The following is a 22,079-nucleotide window of genomic DNA, read 5'->3' as shown; positions in this document are numbered from 1 at the left end:
ACATTTTAGTATGATTAAATTAGAAGAAGCCCAAGCCTTTATTGGTAGTAAAAAACCTTCAAAATTAAGAAAAAGTCATTTTGACGGTTTCAGTAAAAAATACAAGGTATTAGGACTGTTAATTACGCAACTTTCACAAAAAACGGAGCAAAGTTATTATTCCAACAATTTAAATGTAACACCTTATAAAGATTACTTTGGAAACGATTTATCCATTAATCCGTGGAAAAGTAAAGAAGGCTTAAAATTGGCAAAGTTACTTTTTGGAAATCATCAAGCTATTTATATTGCCGCTATTTGGGATTTAATTTTAAAATCGCCTTATCAAACTGATTATTCAAGACGTTCGTTCCGCAGTACATCTTCAGATGACTATACTGTAAACAGAATTTGTTATTTGCAAAATTTATACAAATCTGGCACTCAGGGTTTTTCGGGATTGACCATTTTAGAATTGGCGCAATATGATGTTTATGACGACTATTATTATAAGAATCATTCGTATGTATTTGCAGCAGCATTACATAACAAAACCCAATCTGAGGCACTTCATAATTTAATACAAGATATTTTTATAAGTGAAGATGACATTGGTGGTGTAACCCGAAGTTTGGTAAAAGGATTGTTACTGACCGAAAACCCCAAAAACTGGAAATTAGTAGAAGATTTATTATTGGCAGCCCAACGTCAAGAAGGCTTAAGACAAACCATTTTGGAAGCACTGGACGAAACTTCCATCGGTGCGCTCAATCATTTTATAAAAGTGATTTTAGAGCATAACTTAATGCGATTTAGTAGCGTGGTTAGGGCTGTAGATACTTGGTTTGGGTTTGGTTGGGAAGCGCCAAAAACGGCTACCATTAAAAGAGTTTTAGAATTAGGTTTGTCCTTTTTTGAAAACCCCGCCTTAACCAAAGATGCCTTATTAAGCAAGGATAATTTAGAGGTGTATGTGGCATTGTGGTTTTTAGGTTTAGAGGACGTTGATATGGCTAATCTGGAAGCTATTGGATTAATTAACAACGGCAGCAAAGAGAAGAAAATATTGGCCTGTATGTTTATTGCGCAAACAGGGAGAACCAATCATAAAGTTCTGGATTGGATCAATGCGAATTTTGGGAACGATTTAGAAGTCGATTTCTGGGTTTTACAGACAATTCCTGTAAACCCAATGTTGAGTGACAAATTATTCAACAACATAAAACACTACGGCGAAAGTCTTCCTGCTAAAGGAAAATCGGTTAAGGGCCAGGTGTTTTCATGGACAGCATACACCATAAAACCCAATTACTTTTTTGAGTATTTAGTGAATCATTCCAACAAAGACCAACGCCAATTATTAGCCCAAAATTTAAGTGCCATAACTTCTGATGAACGCAGTAATTTAATTAGGAAACTATTTCCAGATCATTATTCTTGGTCTTATTATAATTCAAATCAAAAGAAAAACCCGAAGATTAATTTAAGAACGTCACCTTGGAAAAGGGACGTCATCCATCAAGCGATTAAAGATAGAAATACGTCTGTGATGGCAACTGGAATCAGTTTGTTTGAATCTATAGATTTAAACGATGATGATATTTTAGTACTAGAAGATTTGCTCCAAAGAAAGCATAAGGATTTACGGGAAAATATCATCAAACTGATATTAAAGCAAACCGAAAATAGGGTGGAAGCCATCACTTCAAACCTTATTGCATCTCCAAAAATAGACCAACGATTGGCAGCTTTAGAAATCATGACTGTGCTGCATGAAAATGAGCGCATGGTGCCGTTTGTTGACGCTCAAATCAATTCGTATTCAGAGCGACCAAAACTATCCAAAAACGAACAGGTTTATATTGATAAATTTTCAAAAACAACCCAAACTTATAGTTTTGAAAATGGTTTTGGAGCTATAGATTATAATAATCTAGAGCCGTTGATAACACCTAAACTAATTTTTGGAGACGACAACAAATCGTTGCTTTCGAGTATTATTTCAAAATTAACACCCAAAACTAGCTTTCTTTTTAGTCATTTAATTGATAATGAAAAAACGGTAAATGCAATCAATGCGCTGATTCGTCTATTTGAAAAACATCAAAATCACGAATACGAAGCGCATTATCATAATGGGAATAAAGAGGTTGTTTTACTCTCAAGAAGCATCAATTATACCGATAAAAAAGCACATGACTTAGACGATGCCAGAGCGCAATTACAATTCCTTCCGTTAGCTGATGTCTGGATACATTGGTATGACACCTCAAAATTAAACGACTTCGAAATGTTGGCAGCCATCTATTACTGCGACAACTTTCCGTATTTATATAAAAGTGAAGCGTACGTTAATTTTATAAAACAATACGTCCCAAATTTTAAAGGATTGCGATTGGTAAAATCCAATAGATGGGATTCCGTGAATAAAAAAGTAGCGCGACTGCTGCAACTTATATTTAAAGGTTATGCAGATTACCCGACAATATTACAATTTAAGATTGATGTTTTAGAAGATGTAATTGCAAGAATTCCAGACGATTTAAAACGGAAAACCACTAAAGACCGTTGGAATCAAAAGGTCACACATTGGACGGATATTATAGAATATCAAGCTATAGATTTAAATTCGCTGTCCACAGAATTACATGAAATTCCGAATAACACCGCATTACTAAAGCGCTATTGGGATTTAAAAATGTATTTATTCGGGGCTAAATTAACCTATCCTAAACCACCTGCAAATATTTCTGAAATAGCAAAAACAGATATTAATACCTTAAAACCTAATTTTCCACCAGAGTGGATCACGGTTGCATTATACAAAGCAAATGCGATTAATGATGATGATTTTAAATATCAATTACTGGTAAATACAGGTTTATTGAACATTTTAGAAAAGACCAGATATTACAGAAATAATGAGATTAATATCGATGCCATTCCTTCGGATATTGCACATAAATTAAAGAAAAACTTGCTATCCGTAGAATTGGAAAGAGGCGATTTAGCGACTCAAGCTACACATTATATGAACCAAATTGGAAGTGTAGAAGGTATCAATTATCTCTTCGAATTACTAACAAGATTGGGTAAAGACACATTTCACAGAGGCTACTCATGGTATAATTTTGATTCTAAAAAAGAAGTGTTTAGCAGTTTAATTAAAAAGAGTATTCCGAAGGACACAGAAGAATTTCCAGATTTTTTATCAGAAGCCAAAAGGTCTAAAATCACTAAAAAACGATGGATTGAAACGGCTATTTATGCGCCACAATGGGCAAATTGGATTGGGGAATTTTTAGGCATAGAAAAACTGGAAGATGCCGTTTGGTGGTTTCATGCCCATGCATCAGACTATATGAATGCCGAAAAAGAAACGATAATTTCTAGGTATTCCAATATTGACAGAGCAGATTTTGCCAAAGGTGTTATAGATTTAGATTGGTTTAACGAGGTGTATCCTAATCTAGGAAAGCAGAATTGGAAAGTATTGCACGATGCTGCTAAATATATTTCTGATGGGAATGGACACCGACTAGTAAAATTGTATTCTTCCGTCATTCTTGGAGAGATTAAGATCCGAGAAACTTTAGCAAAAATAAATGATAAAAGAGATAAGGATTATGTGAAAGCTTTTGGCTTGATTCCTTTAAGTAAAGCCAACCGAAAAAAAGATCTACTAAATAGATACAATATGTTACAAGAGTTTTTGAGAGAAAGCAAACAATTTGGATCACAACGACAAGAGAGCGAAAAAAATGCCGTAGAAATAGCACTCGATAATTTGGCTCGAAACGCTGGATTTGATGATAGTATCCGATTTTCATGGGCAATGGAAGGGGAGGCGACCCAGCAAATTATGGAAAATGCCACCGTAGAAATTGATAATGTGGTTGTAGAATTATTTGTAAACGAACAAGGGAAAGCTGATGTAAAGGTTACAAAAGATGGGAAATCCCAAAAGTCGATTCCTGCAAAATTCAGAAAGGATAAAAGCATACAAGCACTTCAGAAAAACAAAGCTTACCTAAGAAAACAATATTCCAGAACACGTATTTCTTTAGAAAATGCCATGTTACGGGAAGAAGTGTTTAGCAAGGAAGAACTGAAAAACATCTTGATTCATCCTGTTGTAAAAGCGATGTTAACCAAATTGGTATTGTTTAATAAAACGCAGCATAGTTTTGGTTTTTATAAGAATGACAAGCTTGAAGATAACGATGGAAAGGTAATTTCAATATTGAAAAACGATAAACTCATCATTGCACATCCATCACATTTATACCAAAGTGTGGTTTGGGATTTATACCAAAAACATGCTTTTGACACGAAGTTGGTACAGCCTTTTAAACAGATCTTTAGAGAACTATATGTGATTACAAAAGACGAAATTGAAAGCAAATTAAAATCCGAACGCTATCAAGGGCATCAAATTCAACCTCAAAAAACGGTAGCCTTATTGCGAACTAGAGGTTGGACAGTAAACCATGAAGAAGGTTTGCAAAAAGTATATCATAAAAAAGGATTTATAGCCTCAATTTATGCGATGGCAGATTGGTTTTCTCCAGCCGAGATAGAAGCACCAACATTAGAACATGTTGCGTTTCATTCTAGAAATAACTACCAACCAGTAGCTTTAACCGATATTGATGCGGTTACGTTTAGTGAAGTAATGCGCGATTTAGATTTGGTGGTAAGCGTTGCGCATGTGGGCGGTGTAGATCCAGAAGCAAGTCATTCTACCATGCAAATGCGAGGGGCGTTAGCAAGAGAAACGGCTAGATTATTTAAAGCGAGTAATATTACTGTAAAAGAAAGACATATTTTAATTAAAGGCACGTTGGCAGATTACAGCATTCATTTAGGAAGCGGGATTGTGAGCAAAACAGGATTACAATTGTCTATAATTCCCGTGCATAGTCAACATCGTGGCCGTTTGTTTTTACCTTTTATTGATGACGATCCTAAAACTGCTGAAATTATTTCTAAGATGAAATTATTATCAGAGGATCATAAGATTAAAGATCCGACTATTTTGGCACAGATACAGAGGGCTTAGGTTTTTTTAGGTTTGATTTTGAATGCTAGGGAATTGGTGTTGGAATATTCTATTTTACATAATATAAATTATAGTACATTTATAGCAAATTAACGTATGCTTGCATTTTACATAATTGCAGATGTCATAACACGCTAGTGTTTTATATCGATAGCAATTATGTAAAAGTTAATTTGCGCCAATCCAATCCTAAAACAAACTGTAGCTATAATTTCATACTATGTAAAATATCCTAGAATAATCCGTTGTTATCAGAATATTTAGAACGTGGGTGTTGAAACATTCGTCTTTGGGCTTTTTAATTAAATTAAGCATTCGCTATAATTTGGATATTCTGTATAATCATCCAGAAATTTTCAAATACGAGCGTATTCGCAAGGTTAATATTTTTTTAGAGGAGCTCATGAATGCGAAAAGCATTTCTCAAGAAACTTAACGTCTGCACATGTGTACTATAATTTGCCGTTATGTAAAATTGCCGCTGCCAATCGCTCGATTGCTTTTTAAAAATTTAAATGTTTCAATAACATTTATTTTTAAACACAATTTACCGCCGCTTGCCAACGCCAAAAAAAAGCTAGTTTTTAGGTGTTATTGAAATTTTAGCGTAATTGAATAATTGTGCTCCATATTTTTTTCTACGTGATTATCGTAAAGTTGCCACAAGAGTATAAAATTTTCCCTTGCTAAAAAATCCTTGCTTGAAAATTTCTATACACTTGTTCTATTAAGAATTTCAATTTAACTTTTTTAAAATCCTATTTTACATAATATTTATAGATGTATTTAAAGTTTGTCAAGCATATTGTTTAAAGCATACTTTTCTAATTTCTCTATAGTTGTACTTGATATTTTAATTTCCCAATTAGACAAACTAGGCATTAAGCTAACGTCATTATTTATAAAGAAGTTATTATTGGAATCTTGTAATTGTTTAGATGGAATTACATAAACAACTCTTGGTTTTTTTTCTATGATTAAAACCAAAGCGATAAACAAGTTATCGTTTAGTGCTCCTAACTCTTGCTTTAAAATTTTAATACTTTGTAATATGATATCTAAATCTAGAGGCTGTAAGTATATTTGCTTATACCCAATCAAAAAATCAACTCCTTCTCTCCCACTTTCCTTTTGTGAAACTTTAATTTGAGCCTTTTTAAGCTCTGATTTCATAAATTCTAATGCGTTTTCATTAACACTATTCATAGATAACAAGATACATTTTTAAGTTTTATTATCTTTTTTTCTTGATAAAAAAAGAAACAAAAAAATCATGACTGCATAAACTTTTGGAAACAATTACGGCTCGTTACGCTATGTTTTAGGAAACATTGTAACTTATTAAGATTGCTTTGAAATCTCTTGTATATTTTCAACTCTTAAGAAACTGTATTACTAGACCCCTAAAATATGTACGCTTCACTCACCTATTGTTTTACCAAAATTTTATGAGGTCGAGGTATACATTAAGATTCTATTTTACACAATTAACTCAATCCACTTTGATATAATAAGTCTCTATATAATTCCCCTATTCCAGAAGAACCAGGAACATATTTTTCTTTATTAAAATCATTTTCTTCTAAGGATATTTTATCAAAAATAGTTTTAAATTCTTCTTTTGTTATCACGTCTCCGATTCTTTCGAAACTTAAATACACATCTTTAAAAAACCTCATTAAAGCTACAAAACCTGTAGTTCTATTTAATATCATATTTGGCGTTTGATTTCTCCAAGCATTTGGCCATTTTTTATCTACTACATAAAAATAATTATAAATTAGTTGTGCAATTTTTATATCTTTTTCATCTAGTATAAACATATTGCGCAAGAAGAGTTTTTGCAAATCTTTCCCTTCTATTAAATCCAATTTTTTGGAAGAATTCTCTTTATTTCTTTTATAAAAATCTCTATCAGATTGTGGATCGGAAGAAATGTATTTTATAATACTTTTTGCAAAAGTATCTTGTGTTATAGTTTCTGTCTCTTTCCTATTTGCAGTACCTAAAATCTTAATCTTCCTATAAAAAGGACTATCTTCTTTTTTACTTAATGCTCTTGCAATATTATGAGCTGTCTTTTGTGGGCTTCTACTTTTTGCAAAAGCAAATAGATCTTGAACTAAAGAATTACTTACATTTTTTTGTTCTTTATTAATTGTTGCAAAAACTATTGCTTGATCTTCAATTTCCATATCTATATAAATAGAAACAATAACTTGAAATTCTTCTCCTGGTTTAGTAAAATGTCTTAAGCCTGCTATTCTATGCTGACCATCTAAAACTTTTGCTACATCATCTTTATTAGTAATAGTCATTGTTTTAGTTTCTTTGTCATAATCTGCGTGTTCCGATGAAATTGAAATAATAATACTATTTGGAAAAGTTGCATCAACAAGGTTTACATACTTGCCAATATCTTTTTCTCTTTTTGTATTTAATTGTCTTTGTATTCCTATATAATCCTCGACTTCTCTATTATCTATACCTAATTCAAGTCTTCTAACATCTGCGTACGAAATATATTCTAAATCATCATGATCCATTACACCAATGTAGATAACTCCTATTGGCTGTTCAGCTTCAAGACACTTAAACTTAATTGGTTCTCTTCCTATTACTTCCATCTTTTTAGTTTATACCGTTAATAATAGTTTCTTGTTCGTCTTTTCTCTTTTCAACTACATTAGGGGAATTTCTATTAGCTACTAATTGAGAATGAAAAAATATTGGAACTGCGCATAATATTGCAATAATTGAAGCCCACTTAATAAAAATGTTTATTTGAGGATCTGGATTTGATGATAACGAAGCATATAAAAATGAGACGATTACAATTAAAATTAAAGATATTATACTAAAGAAAGAATTAATATCTGATGTTTTAATTTTATTATTATGGTATATTAAGTATGCTGATGATATGAGGGAAACACTATATAAATAAAACTCTCCATTTTCATAAAATCTGCTCCAATCTGTCCACTTACCTATTGAAATGGTAAATAATAATCCTCCCCAAAATGGGAGAAGATTAAAGAAAATACTAAATGTAGAATTCAGCATTGAAACTTTTTGAAAATCTTTTAATTTAAAAAAATGATACCATTTTTTTTCTTTTTGATTATTTTCTTCCATTTATTTAATACAATTAGTAAATATATATTCAGAGTACTTGCCTCTTTTTGCATTTGTACCACCTATTAAACTTGCTCTTTTTAACTTTAAAATTTTATCTTCTTTGTTGAAAATTTCTTTAACTTTTTTATGAGCTGCATTTGTCAATATATAATAAGCATCTATACTTTTAATTTTATCTATCATTTCCGATAATTCATACTGATTTTCTAAAGAAAATAATTTTTGATTATACTTAAAAAAACCATTATTGTTGTGTGTGATCGTATAAGGTGGATCAAGGAAAACAAGATCTCCTTTTTCTATATTTTTAAGAGTATTATTAAAATCCCCTTTTGTAAATACTGTATTATTCAGAGCATTACTTACAACTCTCAAGTTTTCAGGTTCAAAAAAATCTTTTTTTCTAAAACCAAAAGGCACATTATATTCTCCCTTTAGATTTACTCGATATATTCCATTAAATGAAGTTTGATTTAAAAAAATGAATCGTGCAGCTTTTTTAGAGTCTTTCCTCAATTTTTTTGATCTTATATCATAATAAAAATCTTTATTATTCTTAAACACCTTTAAATCTTCGATAACAGCTTCTACATCTTCCTTAATACAAGAATATGTATCGATTAATTCTTCATTCAAATCATTTAAATATGAAACACCATAAGGCTTTAAATAAAAAAATACTGCTCCTCCACCTAAAAAAGGCTCATGATAATTATTAAATCCAGTTTTAGGCAAAAACTTTTCTATATCTTTTAATAGCCATTTTTTTCCACCAGCCCATCTTAAGAAAGGCTTAGCATCTTTAATTATTTGATTTCTATCTTCAATCTTTAATTCAGACATATAATTCTTTATCATATCAAATATAGTCATATGAAAAAAAATGACACAATTAAGTATCATTAATCATTATGAATTTTAAATAATATCTCTTAGTTTTAAAGTGGCAAATTCCTTAACTCATAGAATTTATAATTATTTAAAATTGAAATCATCTAAAAACTTACGTTTCCTGTAATAAAAAAATTAGGCTCACTTGTTTGATTTCCTTGTTTACTCCAATCTACACCAATTGATAGAGAAGATGGATTATTAAATTTTCTTAATGCCGTAGTTTTTGGATCTTTATCTTCTCGTCTTTGACCAAAAATAGGTTTACTTGCAAAACCTAATGCCATGCCAACGTTCCACATTGGTTTATCAAAAGAAAAAAATTCAGTAGAAACATATGGTACTGGAAATATATAAGCAAATTTTTCTAATTTGTAATCAAATAAAATTGGTAAAGACAATGCTAATTCAGCAGTTTGAACTCCATTATCTAGCATTCCATATTTGCCATCAAAAGATTTAACTGCAAAAACATTTCCATCTGTTATTACATCATTATCTATTTCAGCAAAGCTTATTAAATCGCTTGAATTGTAAGCTAAAGGATTATATGAACCATTTAGCGAAAAGACAATTGTAGTGCCATGAGAATAGTCGTTATTTACTTTTTTAAAACGAAAACAATAATGATTCCATCCAAATTTTAATTCCAGTTTACCAGGAGTTTCTTTAGTTGTTATTTGTGTACTTGGATCATAGAGGTTAAACTTATCATAACTATATTGTATTGAAGCAATAAAAGTCTCATATTGAAATGGTTTTTGATTTTTTAATATGTAAATATCATCAAAAGACCATCTTGCACTTAATCCAATTAATAATCCATTATTCTCTTTAAAATCAAATTCATCAATATCAATGAATTTTTTTGAGTTTGTTATACCGGCTTTAGCAAATAATGAAAATTTCTTTTTTGCTGAATTTTGGTCACTATATCTTGTGCTAAAGTTTCCTTCATTACCATATAGTTTTATTTCAATTGAAGTTTCTCCTCCTGAAAAATTTATTGTTTTAGTTTCTGCATTATAAATTCTTCCAACTTCGTTTTGTTGACTGTTCTTGAATTGTGCACTAATTGTCAGAGTTGGAATAAATAGGCAAAAAAAAGTTAAACTAATAAATGCATGATTGTTCATAATAGTATTGTTTGATTAGATAAAAAATATAGCTAAATAAATAACTAAAATTCACCCAACTATGGGTAATTATTAAAATTTAATCTATTATGTTTTAGGAAGAATTTAATCACTAATTTAAAGTGATAACGCAAATATATTAAAAATTTAGAAAGAAATTAAATACAAAAGCAAAATAATAAAAATAAAATTCATTAATCCACTCCACACACATTCCACTACTCTCCTATCGTCGTTTCGTAAAAAGCGTGTTCCATTAACATTGTAGAGAAAATTCTTAGAAGAAAAAAATAAGAAAAGTAGTTGTTTAAACTTCGCTTTTGCCAAAACAAAGTTACATAACGCGGACCATTATAGTACAAATGTTATCATTGGTATTTTATGAGAGAAGTCCATTTGATAGCTATAATGTAGTATTATGTAAAATACCCCAGAAGCATTCGTTTTCATAAATATAATTGGAACTTGAGTCATTAAACTAATAAGCGGTTTGCTTCGCAGAGTTTTTTAAAACATTTGTATCTATAATTAGCCGTTATGTAAAATAGCCGCTGCTCCCGAAGTTTCGGGACTCGATTGCTTTTTAAAATCAAATTGCTCCGGCAATTTATTTTACACACAATTATCCATCGCTTGCCAACGCCAAAATAAAAGCTAACCTTTTTGCTAAATGTACGTCATAAAAAATTTTAAGCGATTCTCGTAAACTTGCCACAAGAGCATAAATTTTATGAAATCGAGTTTTTACGAGATTCACGAACTCCTTTAAAATTTTTGCAAATAATTAAATTAGTGAGTAAAAATAAAATTCTATGCACTTGTTATATTTAGTACCTCAAATAATCTTCTTTTTCATCTTTCATTATTAGTATTTTAAAGAATTGATACTAAATCAATTCTTTAAAATAGTGTCTTGAAACACTATTTAGCGAAAGCTAAATACCTAAAACAAAAAATCAAGGCTGCATATAATTTTGAAACAATTGACGGTTCATTCGCTATATTTTAGGAAATATTGTAACTCGTTAACATTGCTTTGAAATCCTTTGTATAACTGAAACTCTTGTGAAACTGTATTATTAAACCCCTAAAATATGCACGCTAATTTCTCCAATCTCCTATTGTTTTGACCAAAATTTTATGAGGCCAAGTTTAAAATTGAGATTCTATTTTACATAATTGGATAAAACATATAAATGTAAATTTCAACTAATATCTCTATTTTTTAATTATTAGAAAATTTAAAGGGAAAGTATAAATTTACGAAATATTATAGGAATTTATGCAAGAAAAACCACAAACAATTGCGGCTTTATTAATTTACAATCATCCCACACACATTATGCTTCCCCTACTACGTCGTCCCATAAAAAGTGTTCTATTTAACTTTGTAGAAGAAACTTTTATCCAAAATTTTACAGGAAAATCTAGTCACAGTACACGAACTATTTATTTTCATTTTGTAGTGAGGGTTTCCCAAATACAAGTCTTGAGATATTTTCTATTAATTGATTTAATTCGGAACTATTGCACCTAGCATTTTTGATAAAAAAATGACAGTTCCAATAAAATTTATCAGCATCTTTTTCAAGTGTCCAAAAACTTCTGGTTTGCTCAAATTTATCAGCATATTTTTGTGGAATTTTTATTTCTTTTCTATAATAAAAATATGGATCAGCAAAATCTACTGATAGAGGATCAGATGAATATATTCTTTCAGAGTAAATAGAGTTTAAATAGGCTCCTGATTTAGAAAAAGACTTGCCACAACTTTCATAATAACTAATTAAAAATTCATACAAAAATCTATCAACATCACTTTTAAGAATCTTACCAAAATTTCCGTTAAAACAATTTTTTAAAACCTGCCCATCTTTACCAGAATAAGTTTTTTGCCAAAATGAATCTGGATAAAATAGAAAACCAGATTTTGATTTCTGAGCTTTAATCTTACTTCTAGCAATAGCTTTTTCTTTTTCTTCTTCCGCCGTATCCAAATCTTTATTAAACTTAGATGAGCTAATTAATTTTCTACCGTTTTTTATAGCTTGACTTACAGAATTATTTACTTTCCATTCATTTAGTTTTATTAATCTCCATGGTTCATCACCATTCATTCCTCGTGTCATATCTGTTTCAATGATAGCTTCTTCAGGGTCATCTTTATGCAATTTAGGATTTCGCTCAAATCTAGCATCCTTTACATAATGGTAAACATTACAATAACCACCATATAGCTTCCGTTTCTTCTTAGAAATTATGTCTATTAAATTTAAGCTAAAAGTGTTTTCTTTATTATAATCTAAAAACAAATACCTTTGATTAATGTATTTTAAATCTAAAATTTGGTCATCATACCCTATGTTGTGAATAACTACTATTGATGCAGTTATACCTTCTTTAACTATAAAATAATCACTTTCTTTGGTAGAAGTTAAATGCAAAGGGTTTAGAAATCCTCTGTCAATAATGTTTATTTTAAGATATTTTTTTGAAAACGTTTTGTTTTGAGATAGTGCTTGAAAAGATAATAATACAATTGAAAAAGCTAAAACAAGTTTTATCATAATAGTAATTCATTTTAATTATACAAATTTGTTTCATTATTATTGTTAAAAAACAATTGAACAATTTAGAAAAAATCCTTCAAACACAAAAGCTTTAGTTATTATTATTATATACAAATATAATCTCATTCCACACACATTCCACTACTCTCCTATCGTCGTTCCGTAAAAAGCGTGTACCATTAACATTTTAGAATAAATTTTTTCAAGAAACTGTAGTAACAACTTTCGCTTTTAACCAAAGCTCAAGTTATCCCGAATAAATTTAGGGACAGGCTATAACGCAGTACATTATAATTCAAAAAAGAATGATAATCAGACGTTATATAAAATGTCTTTGTAACACCAAAAAAGTTGGTTTTATTGTTATCATACAGAAAGAAAATCTATAACTATAAATTGTTTTCATAATCCATACTTTGATTCAGTACACGAACAATCAAAATATCAATATCTGTAGCCATATAAAAAATAGTATGAGATTTATAAGAAAACCTTTTTAATGAGAATACAAATTCTGAGGCATCGCGGCCAAGACTGCTATTCTCTGATAACACTTGAAAGATATCGTGTATTCCAAATAAATATTCTTGCGCCTGTTTTAATCCAAACCTTTCAATTCCATATTCGTACATTTTTGTAAGATCACTTTCGGCCTTTCCAGATACTTTATAAACGCCCATCTGCCCGCATACGTTCTTCAACTTCTTTCATAATATCTGGAACGGATTTATGGCTAATGCCGCTTTCCATACCTTCTGTTATGGCTGCTTTTAGTGCGGAAAATTTAGCATTTTTTGCCTGATCCTGTCTTACTAAATCACGAATATATTCACTATCATTAGTAAATTCACCAATTGTAATTCGTGATTTAATCCATTTATCTTGTTTTTCAGTAAATGTTATTGTTTTTCTAATTGTAGACATCTGTTTACGGCTTAAATAATCATACTATTGGTGCAATTTAATGCATTTGATTGAATATTAAAAAAAAATAGAGTTCTAATTTCATGTATTTAGTAACTATTCCCATTCCATACACATTTCCACTTCGCTCCTATCGTCGTTTCGCAAAAAGAGTGTTCCCTTAACATGTTTGAAGAAACTTTTGGAATAATTTTTTTTCTTTTTCAAGAAACTGATAGTAACAACTTTCGCTTTTAACCAAATCGACTTTAGGAGATTCACGATTTCATTAATATAAAAAATAACCAATGTGTAAAGCTCAAGTTAAATAACGCGGTTCATTATAGTACGCATTTAATATTGAATTATCCTGATGATGATTCCATATTAAAACTACTTATTTACCACCACCAAGCTCCTTATCCCTAGTAAAAGGTACAAATCGGACAGGTATTAATTTTTTCTTGGTAATCTTATTTTTCTTTTTTGTAACCAATACCAAATGGCTCACGTAATTATGTGGTCCTACAGGTATGATCATCCTTCCGCCAATCTTCAATTGGTCTATTAAGGGTTGGGGAATGCTGTCGGCACCTGCTGTGACAATAATAGCATCAAAAGGCGCTTTGGCCGGCCAGCCGTGGTAACCATCGCCCCATTTTACATTCACATTGGTATAACCTAACTCTTGTAATCGGTCTTTGGCTTTAAAGGCCAAGTTTTTTACAATTTCGATGGTATATACTGAGTCTATAATTTTTGCCAGAATAGCTGCTTGATATCCGGAACCTGTGCCTATTTCCAATACCTTATCGGTTTTTTTTAATTGCAGAGCCTCAGTCATAAAGGCTACAATATACGGTTGGGAAATGGTTTGACCATCACCTATAGGTAACGGACGATCTTTATAGGCATATGGCTTCATGCTCTCGGGAACAAAAAGATGCCGAGGAACGGTTTGCATTGCCATAAGCGTTGCAGCATCTTTTATACCTCTAACCTTTAGCTGCGTTTTTACCATGTGCTCCCTTTTGGTCGTGTAATCCTTCTGGCCAAAGCCAATCATAAAGACAATACATGCCATGGCAGTCATAATATTTTTCACTTCTCAAATGTGTTTTTGTTGCTGTACCAACGAATTAAATGTTTAAATATTCTAAATTAAATTATAATGGAGACTTTAACAATGACTTATATCATTATATATAAGTTTGATATTATTTCTAAAAAAAGACACCTTGTCTCGGCAGGCAGTTATTATGCTTCCCTTCTGTGGTTCGACTGCGTTCAGCACAGGCGAGTTGGATAAGGAGTTCATGAACCCTCCCTAAATAGGGCGGTTTTAATGACAATCAGCAAAACGATAACTTTTAAATCTTCATTTTTGCTATTTCAATACATTTCATCCACAAGATACTTCTTCTGGATTATTCTCTTTAGTGATGACATTTTGATACACCTTCGATGTCCTTATAAAACCATAAAACATTTTATTATGAAACAGTTATTTTTCTTACTTTTCTTTAGTCTTATTTTTGTGTCTTGCTCCTCTAGTGAAGACAATAATGATGACATGGACAACATGTTACAAGGGCACTATTCCTTGCGCATAAACGGTGATGGCTTTAATGATGAATTGTTCATATTCGATAGAGATACTATTGAATTTGGGAATTTAGGGATTAAGCACATTTGTAGTGATAATAGCAGTAATAGTTTATTTTTTGCCATTCCTTCTGCAGATAAAGACAGCCAATATACTATCGTGCCTTTTGCAAGCAATACAACAAGTACATCTAGTGTTATTCTTTCTGGAAATGGCGTTTACCTTTCGGAAGATGGAAACATTTTTATTGATGAAATTATTACTGATGGCAATTGTTTTACGTATAAAGGAAGTCTAAATATAAACTATAGACGTCAGGATAATAAACCAGGTACAATTAATATACAGGGTAGTTTTGAAGTGCCAGTAGCTTCTATTTGTGATTAAAAATTAATTACTTTAAATTAAAGGAAATCATATGGAGTCATTCCGCGCACCATGCCTACACAAGGCTTCGGAAGGCAGGCATTATGATTCCCTTATTTCTTGAATATATAGAAAAGCAGTTCAGAACGAACTGCTTTTAAAATTACTAATCTTCTAAATACCCAAATTTACCCGTATTAAAATCTTGAAAGGCTTCAATGAGTTCTTCTTGGGTATTCATTACAAATGGGCCGTGGGCAGCAATGGGCTCGTTAATAGGCTCGCCACTCAACACTAAAATTACGGTATCATTTAATGCTTCAACCGTAAAAGAAGCACCATCGTTACTAAACATTACAAAATGATCTTGTGGAGCATTGGTATCTCCATTCACTTTGGCATCACCTTCCACCATCAACATGGCAGTTGTGTAGTTTTCAGGAAACGCAAATTGGGTTTTAGCACCTTTTTTCAATTTCACATTATACATATGTATTGGTGAAAATGTAGATGCTGTCCCTTTCTGTCCATGAAACTCACCTGCAATAACTTCAACTTCACCTTCAGCATTTGGTAGTGCAACTTTTGTAATATCAGCATTTGCAATAGCTTGGTATTTTGGTGCGCTCATTTTATCCTTTGCAGGTAAGTTTACCCACAGTTGTACCATTTGGAATTCGCCACCAGTTTTACTCCATTCGGTTTCATGGAACTCTTTGTGCAACACACCCGAAGCGGCTGTCATCCATTGCACATCGCCTTCGCCAATGATACCACCTCCACCAGAACTGTCATCATGTTCTACACGCCCTTTATAGGCTATGGTTACCGTTTCAAAACCTCTGTGGGGATGGACGCCAACACCTTTTGGTTTATCGGTTGCCGGGAAATTAAATTTCGAATTGTAATCCATCATAATAAATGGATCCATGCGTTTCATTGTTGATGTTCCAGGAATAAAGTTATGCACTCTAAAGCCATCTCCCACAAAATGTGGCGTCCCTGGTTTCGTTACTTTTTCTATTGTTCTTGTTTTCATAATATTATCTTTTATTATACTTATTAGAATAATGAGGTTTCGATTTTAGCCTGTCTTGAGCACAGACGTAGGCTCAACCAGACATTATTCTTTTCTATTATTAATTAATTTGAATTGATACTGTTCGCTAATTTTATTTCAAACGAATTGTCTAAATAATGACTTGCATTACCTGGTTTGTTTTTTGACCAATAGGCTGATTTAACTGTTTCCTCTAAAGTTGAATCATCGGTATATTCAACCAAAATCTGATTATCAAATAATACAGACGCTAATCGGTATAATTTTAGTTTATCAGATTCAGCTATTTCGGTAGAAATTGCTACAACTTTGTACGGTCTTTCTTGTAATTTTTCGATAGCGATTTCGACATTACTTACTGTTGAAACCTTCCAATTTAAAATTCTTGGCACTTTAGTACTATTTGTAAGCACTAACACTTCTAAATGTCTCATAATGTATTCCTTTCTTTCAATTACTGCTAAATTACAGCAACTAAAAAAGGCATGCATTGACCTATGGTAAGATGTGCAATTCTGGTTTTTTAACTAATAAGATTTGAAGTTCTCTCTTGACAAAGCTTTACGCACGCGGCTTAAGCTTTCTGGTGTAACACCTAAATATGAAGCGATCATCCATTGTGGTACACGTAGCATAATATCTGGATGCATACTCACAAATTCTAAATAACGCACTCGTGCAGATGCACCCAATAATAAACTGATACGCCTGTACAGATGGCGAATATGATTCTGCAACAGGATTTCGTTTTGTTTCCGAAAATTTGGGTTGACTTTCGCGACCTCATTAACAAAATGTTCGTCAAGCATAACGGTTAATGTATCTTCAACCGCATCAATATAATAGGTAGAGGGTTCTTGAAAAAAGACACTTCCACGATCACTAACAATCCATTTTTCGGTAGCAAATTGTAAGATGTTTTCTTTACCTTCTTCATTTAATGAATAAAAGCGCAGCACACCTTGTTCCACAAAAAAGGAATGTGAACAGATAGCGCCTTGCTGTAACAGGAATTCGTTTTTTTTAACTTTTTTTGTTTTAATAAAAGGCACTATTTGAGCAAACTCTTCTTCAGATAATCCGCCTTTATCGATGAGGTGCTTTTTAAAATTGGGTAAAATCATGATTTATATATAAACAGAATCTAAAATTTTCATTGTTTTTTCCTCATGGCTTTCATCTCTTTAAACAACTCCTTAAACAACCCACGAGCAATCAATAATTTCATGATTTCATTGGTGCCTGCATAAATTCTGGCTACGCGATTATCAGCATACATACGGGCAATTGGGTAATCCCACATATAACCATAACCTCCAAAAAGTTGCAAACATTCATCTACTACTTTACTGTGCATTTCCGTTGCGGAATATTTTGCTATTGAGGCACTTTCGGCAGTAAGTTGATGGGTTGATAATAATTGTGTACAGCGGTCTAAAAAAGCTTGATGTACTTGTAATTGTGAAGCACATTCCGCCAATTTAAATTGTGTGTTTTGAAAATTGGCAATGGGTTGCTTAAAAGCGGTTCTTGTAGAGGTATATGCTATGGTTTTTTCGATGGCGCCTTCTGCCCCACCAATAGCATTAAGCGCAACTGTTAAACGCTCTCTGGCCAATTCGGTCATCATAATTTTAAAACCCAATCCTTCTTGTCCCAATAAATTTTCTTTCGGCACTTTTACATTATCAAAAAACAATTCGCAAGTATCTTGGGCTTTCATACCTATTTTATGGAAAGGGATGCCTTTTTCAAAACCTTCAGAATTGCTTTCCATAATCAATAAAGACACGCCTTCTTTTTCTGTTCCAAGATTGGTTTTTACGGCTACGATGGACATATCGCTCATATACCCATTCGTGATGAAGGTTTTTTGTCCGTTTACCAAATAATGATCGCCTTTGTCTATTGCGGATGTTTTAATAGCTTTAAGATCGCTACCACAGTTAGGCTCTGTCATTCCCAAAGATGTAATGAATTTGCCCGTGGCCATTTGAGGGAGATATTTTTGCTTTTGTACTTCGGTGCCATACTTTAATAGGTATGGCGCAACAATATCTGAGTGTAATGAAAAACCTGGTCCGGTTATGCCTTCTTTTCCTAATTCTTCAATAAATAAAGCACTAAAACTGAAATCTAAACCGCTTCCTCCATATTGTTCTGGCATATCGATACATAGCAAACCCAATTCTCCGGCACGTTCCCAAATGTCTCGCGACACCATCCCATTTTTTTCCCATGTTTCTATATGATCTAAAATTTCATTCTTAATGAAATCCTGAATCATTTGTTGCATCATTTTATGTTCTTCTGATGCGTATATTTCGCGTTCTATTAAAACATTTTGTAACATAAAGCTCCATCTTTTGATGTATTTCTGATAGTAGAAATATATTTTGATTAAAGTTAAGACATTAAAAGAAACTTGAGGCTTAGTTATTGTTCCAATTTAAAAAAGACCTCACAAAATGTTCTTTTTTTCGAGAGGATACCGGGATTTTCTTTCCGTTTTTTAAATAAATAATTCCTGATTTTTCATATTTATCTATAAACTTTAAGTTAACCATAAACGATTGATGCGGACGAATAAAGTTAGCGTCTGTAAGGCGTTCTTCAAATTCCTTTAGGGTTTTTGAGACCATGTATTTTTTGTTGTCGCTACAGTAAAATGTGGTATATCCTTTATCAGACTCACAATACAGTAATTCGTTTAAATCGATGACCTGAAAGCTATCGTGGAGGGATAATATAAGTTTGGAATCCTCGTTGCCCAAAACGTCTTTTACGGTCTTGATCTGTTGCTTTTGTATTGCAACGGGCAAGCTGTTAACTTTCTGCAAAGCCACTTTCAAATCTTCTACATCTACAGGTTTTAAAATATAATCCACTGCACCAATTTTTAGAGCTTTTAAGGCATGCTCCTCATAAGCTGTGATGAATATAATTTTAAATGCCAGGTGTTCTGTTTGCTCCAAAAAATCAAAAGCAGTTCCATCCAAAAGATTAATGTCCAAAAAAATCAAATCTGGTTTGCAGGCATTAGCAACTATAACGGCATTTTTTACTGAAGCGCACTCCCCTATTACTTCTACTTGAGAATCTATTAATGCTAACAAATTGAGAAGCCCTTTTCTAATGTATGCCTTATCTTCTATAATGAGTGTCTTCATTATGCTACGATTATTTTATGGGGAATTACCAACGTTACCATAGTGCCTTGTTTGTTGTATTGTTTTCTGTCTTCAATAGTTATGGAACTTTTCATGTTAAATTCTTTTGATAGCATTTTTAAACGTTCGGAAGTAATCGTGGTTGCCAACGATTTTTTATGTTGATTTTTAGTTTCCTTTTGTGCATCAACTCCAATCCCGTTATCGGTAATCGTACAGATTAATTGTTTGTTTGAATACGTTAAACGAACGTCAATTTTTCTATTTTCTGATTGATTTATAAACGCGTGCTCAATAGCATTTTCTACAAACGGCTGAATGAGCATGGGCGGAATTTCAAATATAGGAACATCAATTGTATCCTCAACCAAAACAGTATATTGATAGGCTTCATTTTCCAAATTTTGAAGGGTGAGATAATTTTGGATGGCTTTTAATTCTTGGGATAATGACACCATTTTATCTCTTGAATTCTCTAAAGTAATCCGTAATAGTTTTGAAAATTTAGAGAGATAGAATATCGATTTTTTGTCTTCTTTATTTAAGATCATACCCTGTAAAACAGATAATGAGTTGAATATAAAATGTGGGGTCATTTGAGAGCGCAACAACCTTTGCTCTGTTACAATATTTTCGTTTTTCGCTTTGATATTTCTATATTTTTGATAGAAAATAATTGCCCCTAAAAGTATTGAAACCAAAAGAACACCAATAATAGCCCACAAATAATTCCGTTGTGATTTCTCTAAATCTTGAGAAGTCGTTTGTACTGTTTTTGTAAGTTTTAATTCTCTAATACTGGCAGAGTCCAATTGCTGTTTGTATTTGTACTCATATTCTAATTGGGTAATTTTTTGAACGTTTTCTTTATTAAAAAGGCTATCGTTCAATATTTTGAATTGCTGGTGACTCTCGAGTGCATCCTTGTAATTGCCTTTTGCTTTATAAATCTTGGAAAGAATTTCTGAAGCGTCTTTTTGACAATTCAAAAAACCAGATGTTTTGGAAATTTCCTTTGCTTTTAGCGCATTGCCCAGAGCATATTTATAATCTTTTTGGTTCGCATATGTTCTTGCCAGCCCAATATAGGCTTCACATAATGTCTGCTTGTTTTCAATTTCTATACTTACGTTCTTGGCATACGTAAAGTATTTATTTGCGGCACTATAATCATTTAATGCCAAATAAACCTCGCCTGTGTTAATGAGAATATAAGGAGTTTCGGTTTTTGTGCCAACTTCTTTACATATGCGCAACGCATCAACATAATGGTCAAGAGCTCTTGTGTAATCACCATCCTCTTCATGTATGATACCTATATCATTAAGTGTTGAAGCAATTCCTCTTTTGTTATCAATCCGCTTGTCCATTTCTAAGGCCTTTTCATAGTACTTCATTGCCTTATCATAGTGCTTCTGGGTCTTATATACTCTCCCTATGTTGGCCAAGTGGTTGGCAATACCTAAACTATCTCCAAGCTTTTCATCGATGTACAAAGATTCTTTAAAGTGCTCTAGGGCAAGTGGGTAATTGCCCTGATTCAAATACACAGTACCCAAATTATTTAGACTATAAGCAACCCTTTGCTCATTTTTATTTGCTTTAGCAATAGAAAGCGCTTTTTTTAGATATGAAATGGCCTTATCAAAATCCCCCAATACATCATAAGAGGCTCCTAAATTCAATAAACTGGCCGATAGGTCATCACCTCCTATTTCTTCCTTTATTATAATTGACTTTTCATAGTATGACACTGCTTTTCTTAGCTCTCCTTTATTCTTAAAGGTAATACCCATAGCATTGTAACAGTCGGCTATCCCTTTTTTAAAATCAATGTTTTCATACAATTGCAACGCTTCACTATAATGTAAAAGTGCTTGTTCATAATTTGATTGTATGGCTTCTGTAATACCTTTTATGTAAATGCTTCTGGCTTTGCCCTTTTTAAACTGAATTACTTCAGCTAAGGCATTTGATTCTTCTAAATATTCAAGGGATTTTAGTATGTCTTTACTGAAATAAGAAAATGCTAGTTCATTTAAAAGATTCACTCTAGTTGTATCTTTTTCTTTGTGATTCTGTAATTCAATTTTAAGGCTATCTATTTTAACACCTTGACCAAAAACGGGAGATTGGATCCATAAGTTAAGCATCAAAAAAACAAAAAATGCATTTGCGATTTTCATAAAGCTAAA

At 32.0% G+C, this 22,079-nt stretch carries 17 protein-coding genes; 2 read left to right on the top strand and 15 right to left on the bottom strand.

What is annotated here, in order from left to right:
• The first annotated feature begins 10 nt into the window (after nt 1–10).
• Nucleotides 11–5,041: a DUF4132 domain-containing protein gene (locus ABXQ82_RS12870; protein ID WP_367060232.1), complete on the top strand. Its 5,031-nt coding sequence runs from the start codon at nt 11–13 to the stop codon at nt 5,039–5,041.
• Between the two features lie 786 nt (nt 5,042–5,827).
• On the opposite strand, the gene ABXQ82_RS12865 is transcribed toward ABXQ82_RS12870, so the two are convergent.
• From ABXQ82_RS12865 to ABXQ82_RS12825, 9 genes are all read right to left on the bottom strand, one after another.
• Complete coding sequence (locus ABXQ82_RS12865) at nt 5,828–6,247, bottom strand: hypothetical protein (RefSeq protein ID WP_367060229.1); 420 nt, start codon at nt 6,245–6,247, stop codon at nt 5,828–5,830.
• A gap of 281 nt (nt 6,248–6,528) precedes the next feature.
• Entirely contained in the window at nt 6,529–7,668 is a 1,140-nt protein-coding gene (locus tag ABXQ82_RS12860; protein WP_367060226.1) for a DGQHR domain-containing protein, read from the bottom strand.
• 4 nt (nt 7,669–7,672) lie between these two features.
• Nucleotides 7,673–8,179, bottom strand: a complete 507-nt coding sequence (locus ABXQ82_RS12855) for a hypothetical protein (RefSeq protein WP_367060224.1) — start codon at nt 8,177–8,179, stop codon at nt 7,673–7,675.
• The gene (locus tag ABXQ82_RS12850) at nt 8,180–9,025 is read right to left on the bottom strand and encodes a Dam family site-specific DNA-(adenine-N6)-methyltransferase (protein WP_367060222.1); all 846 of its coding nucleotides are present in this window, start codon (nt 9,023–9,025) and stop codon (nt 8,180–8,182) included.
• A 152-nt stretch (nt 9,026–9,177) separates the two neighbouring features.
• Complete coding sequence (locus ABXQ82_RS12845) at nt 9,178–10,209, bottom strand: hypothetical protein (protein ID WP_367060220.1); 1,032 nt, start codon at nt 10,207–10,209, stop codon at nt 9,178–9,180.
• Nucleotides 10,210–11,654: 1,445 nt separating this feature from the next.
• Nucleotides 11,655–12,776: a hypothetical protein gene (locus tag ABXQ82_RS12840; RefSeq protein WP_367060218.1), complete on the bottom strand. Its 1,122-nt coding sequence runs from the start codon at nt 12,774–12,776 to the stop codon at nt 11,655–11,657.
• A 392-nt stretch (nt 12,777–13,168) separates the two neighbouring features.
• On the bottom strand, nt 13,169–13,480 hold the full coding sequence (locus ABXQ82_RS12835; protein ID WP_367060216.1) for a type II toxin-antitoxin system RelE/ParE family toxin: 312 nt from the start codon (nt 13,478–13,480) through the stop codon (nt 13,169–13,171).
• Nucleotides 13,446–13,703, bottom strand: a complete 258-nt coding sequence (locus ABXQ82_RS12830; RefSeq protein ID WP_367060214.1) for a type II toxin-antitoxin system ParD family antitoxin — start codon at nt 13,701–13,703, stop codon at nt 13,446–13,448. The genes ABXQ82_RS12835 and ABXQ82_RS12830 overlap by 35 nt, the downstream gene beginning before the upstream one ends.
• Nucleotides 13,704–14,079: 376 nt before the next feature.
• On the bottom strand, nt 14,080–14,766 hold the full coding sequence (locus ABXQ82_RS12825; RefSeq protein WP_367060212.1) for a protein-L-isoaspartate(D-aspartate) O-methyltransferase: 687 nt from the start codon (nt 14,764–14,766) through the stop codon (nt 14,080–14,082).
• Between the two features lie 411 nt (nt 14,767–15,177).
• On the opposite strand from ABXQ82_RS12825, the gene ABXQ82_RS12820 reads away from it, so the two are divergent.
• Nucleotides 15,178–15,675 (top strand): hypothetical protein, encoded by a 498-nt coding sequence (locus ABXQ82_RS12820; protein WP_367060210.1) that lies wholly within the window; start codon nt 15,178–15,180, stop codon nt 15,673–15,675.
• A gap of 145 nt (nt 15,676–15,820) precedes the next feature.
• On the opposite strand, the gene ABXQ82_RS12815 is transcribed toward ABXQ82_RS12820, so the two are convergent.
• From ABXQ82_RS12815 to ABXQ82_RS12790, 6 genes are all read right to left on the bottom strand, one after another.
• Nucleotides 15,821–16,693 (bottom strand): pirin family protein, encoded by an 873-nt coding sequence (locus ABXQ82_RS12815; protein ID WP_367060208.1) that lies wholly within the window; start codon nt 16,691–16,693, stop codon nt 15,821–15,823.
• A gap of 104 nt (nt 16,694–16,797) precedes the next feature.
• Nucleotides 16,798–17,148 (bottom strand): hypothetical protein, encoded by a 351-nt coding sequence (locus ABXQ82_RS12810; protein ID WP_367060206.1) that lies wholly within the window; start codon nt 17,146–17,148, stop codon nt 16,798–16,800.
• 93 nt (nt 17,149–17,241) lie between these two features.
• A complete protein-coding gene (locus ABXQ82_RS12805) occupies nt 17,242–17,838 on the bottom strand; it encodes a Crp/Fnr family transcriptional regulator (RefSeq protein ID WP_367060204.1) in 597 nt (198 codons plus the stop codon).
• Between the two features lie 29 nt (nt 17,839–17,867).
• The gene (locus ABXQ82_RS12800) at nt 17,868–19,067 is read right to left on the bottom strand and encodes an acyl-CoA dehydrogenase family protein (RefSeq protein WP_367060202.1); all 1,200 of its coding nucleotides are present in this window, start codon (nt 19,065–19,067) and stop codon (nt 17,868–17,870) included.
• Nucleotides 19,068–19,146: 79 nt separating this feature from the next.
• A complete protein-coding gene (locus ABXQ82_RS12795; RefSeq protein WP_367060199.1) occupies nt 19,147–19,884 on the bottom strand; it encodes a LytTR family DNA-binding domain-containing protein in 738 nt (245 codons plus the stop codon).
• A complete protein-coding gene (locus tag ABXQ82_RS12790; protein WP_367060196.1) occupies nt 19,884–22,070 on the bottom strand; it encodes a tetratricopeptide repeat protein in 2,187 nt (728 codons plus the stop codon). Before ABXQ82_RS12790 ends, ABXQ82_RS12795 begins: the two co-directional genes overlap by 1 nt.
• Nucleotides 22,071–22,079: the final 9 nt, after the last annotated feature.

This window comes from Algibacter sp. 2305UL17-15, from assembly GCF_040720935.1.
Lineage (GTDB): Bacteria > Bacteroidota > Bacteroidia > Flavobacteriales > Flavobacteriaceae > Jejuia.
Note: the sequence above shows the minus strand (reverse complement) of the source record. Positions and strands in the feature narration are given on the sequence as shown.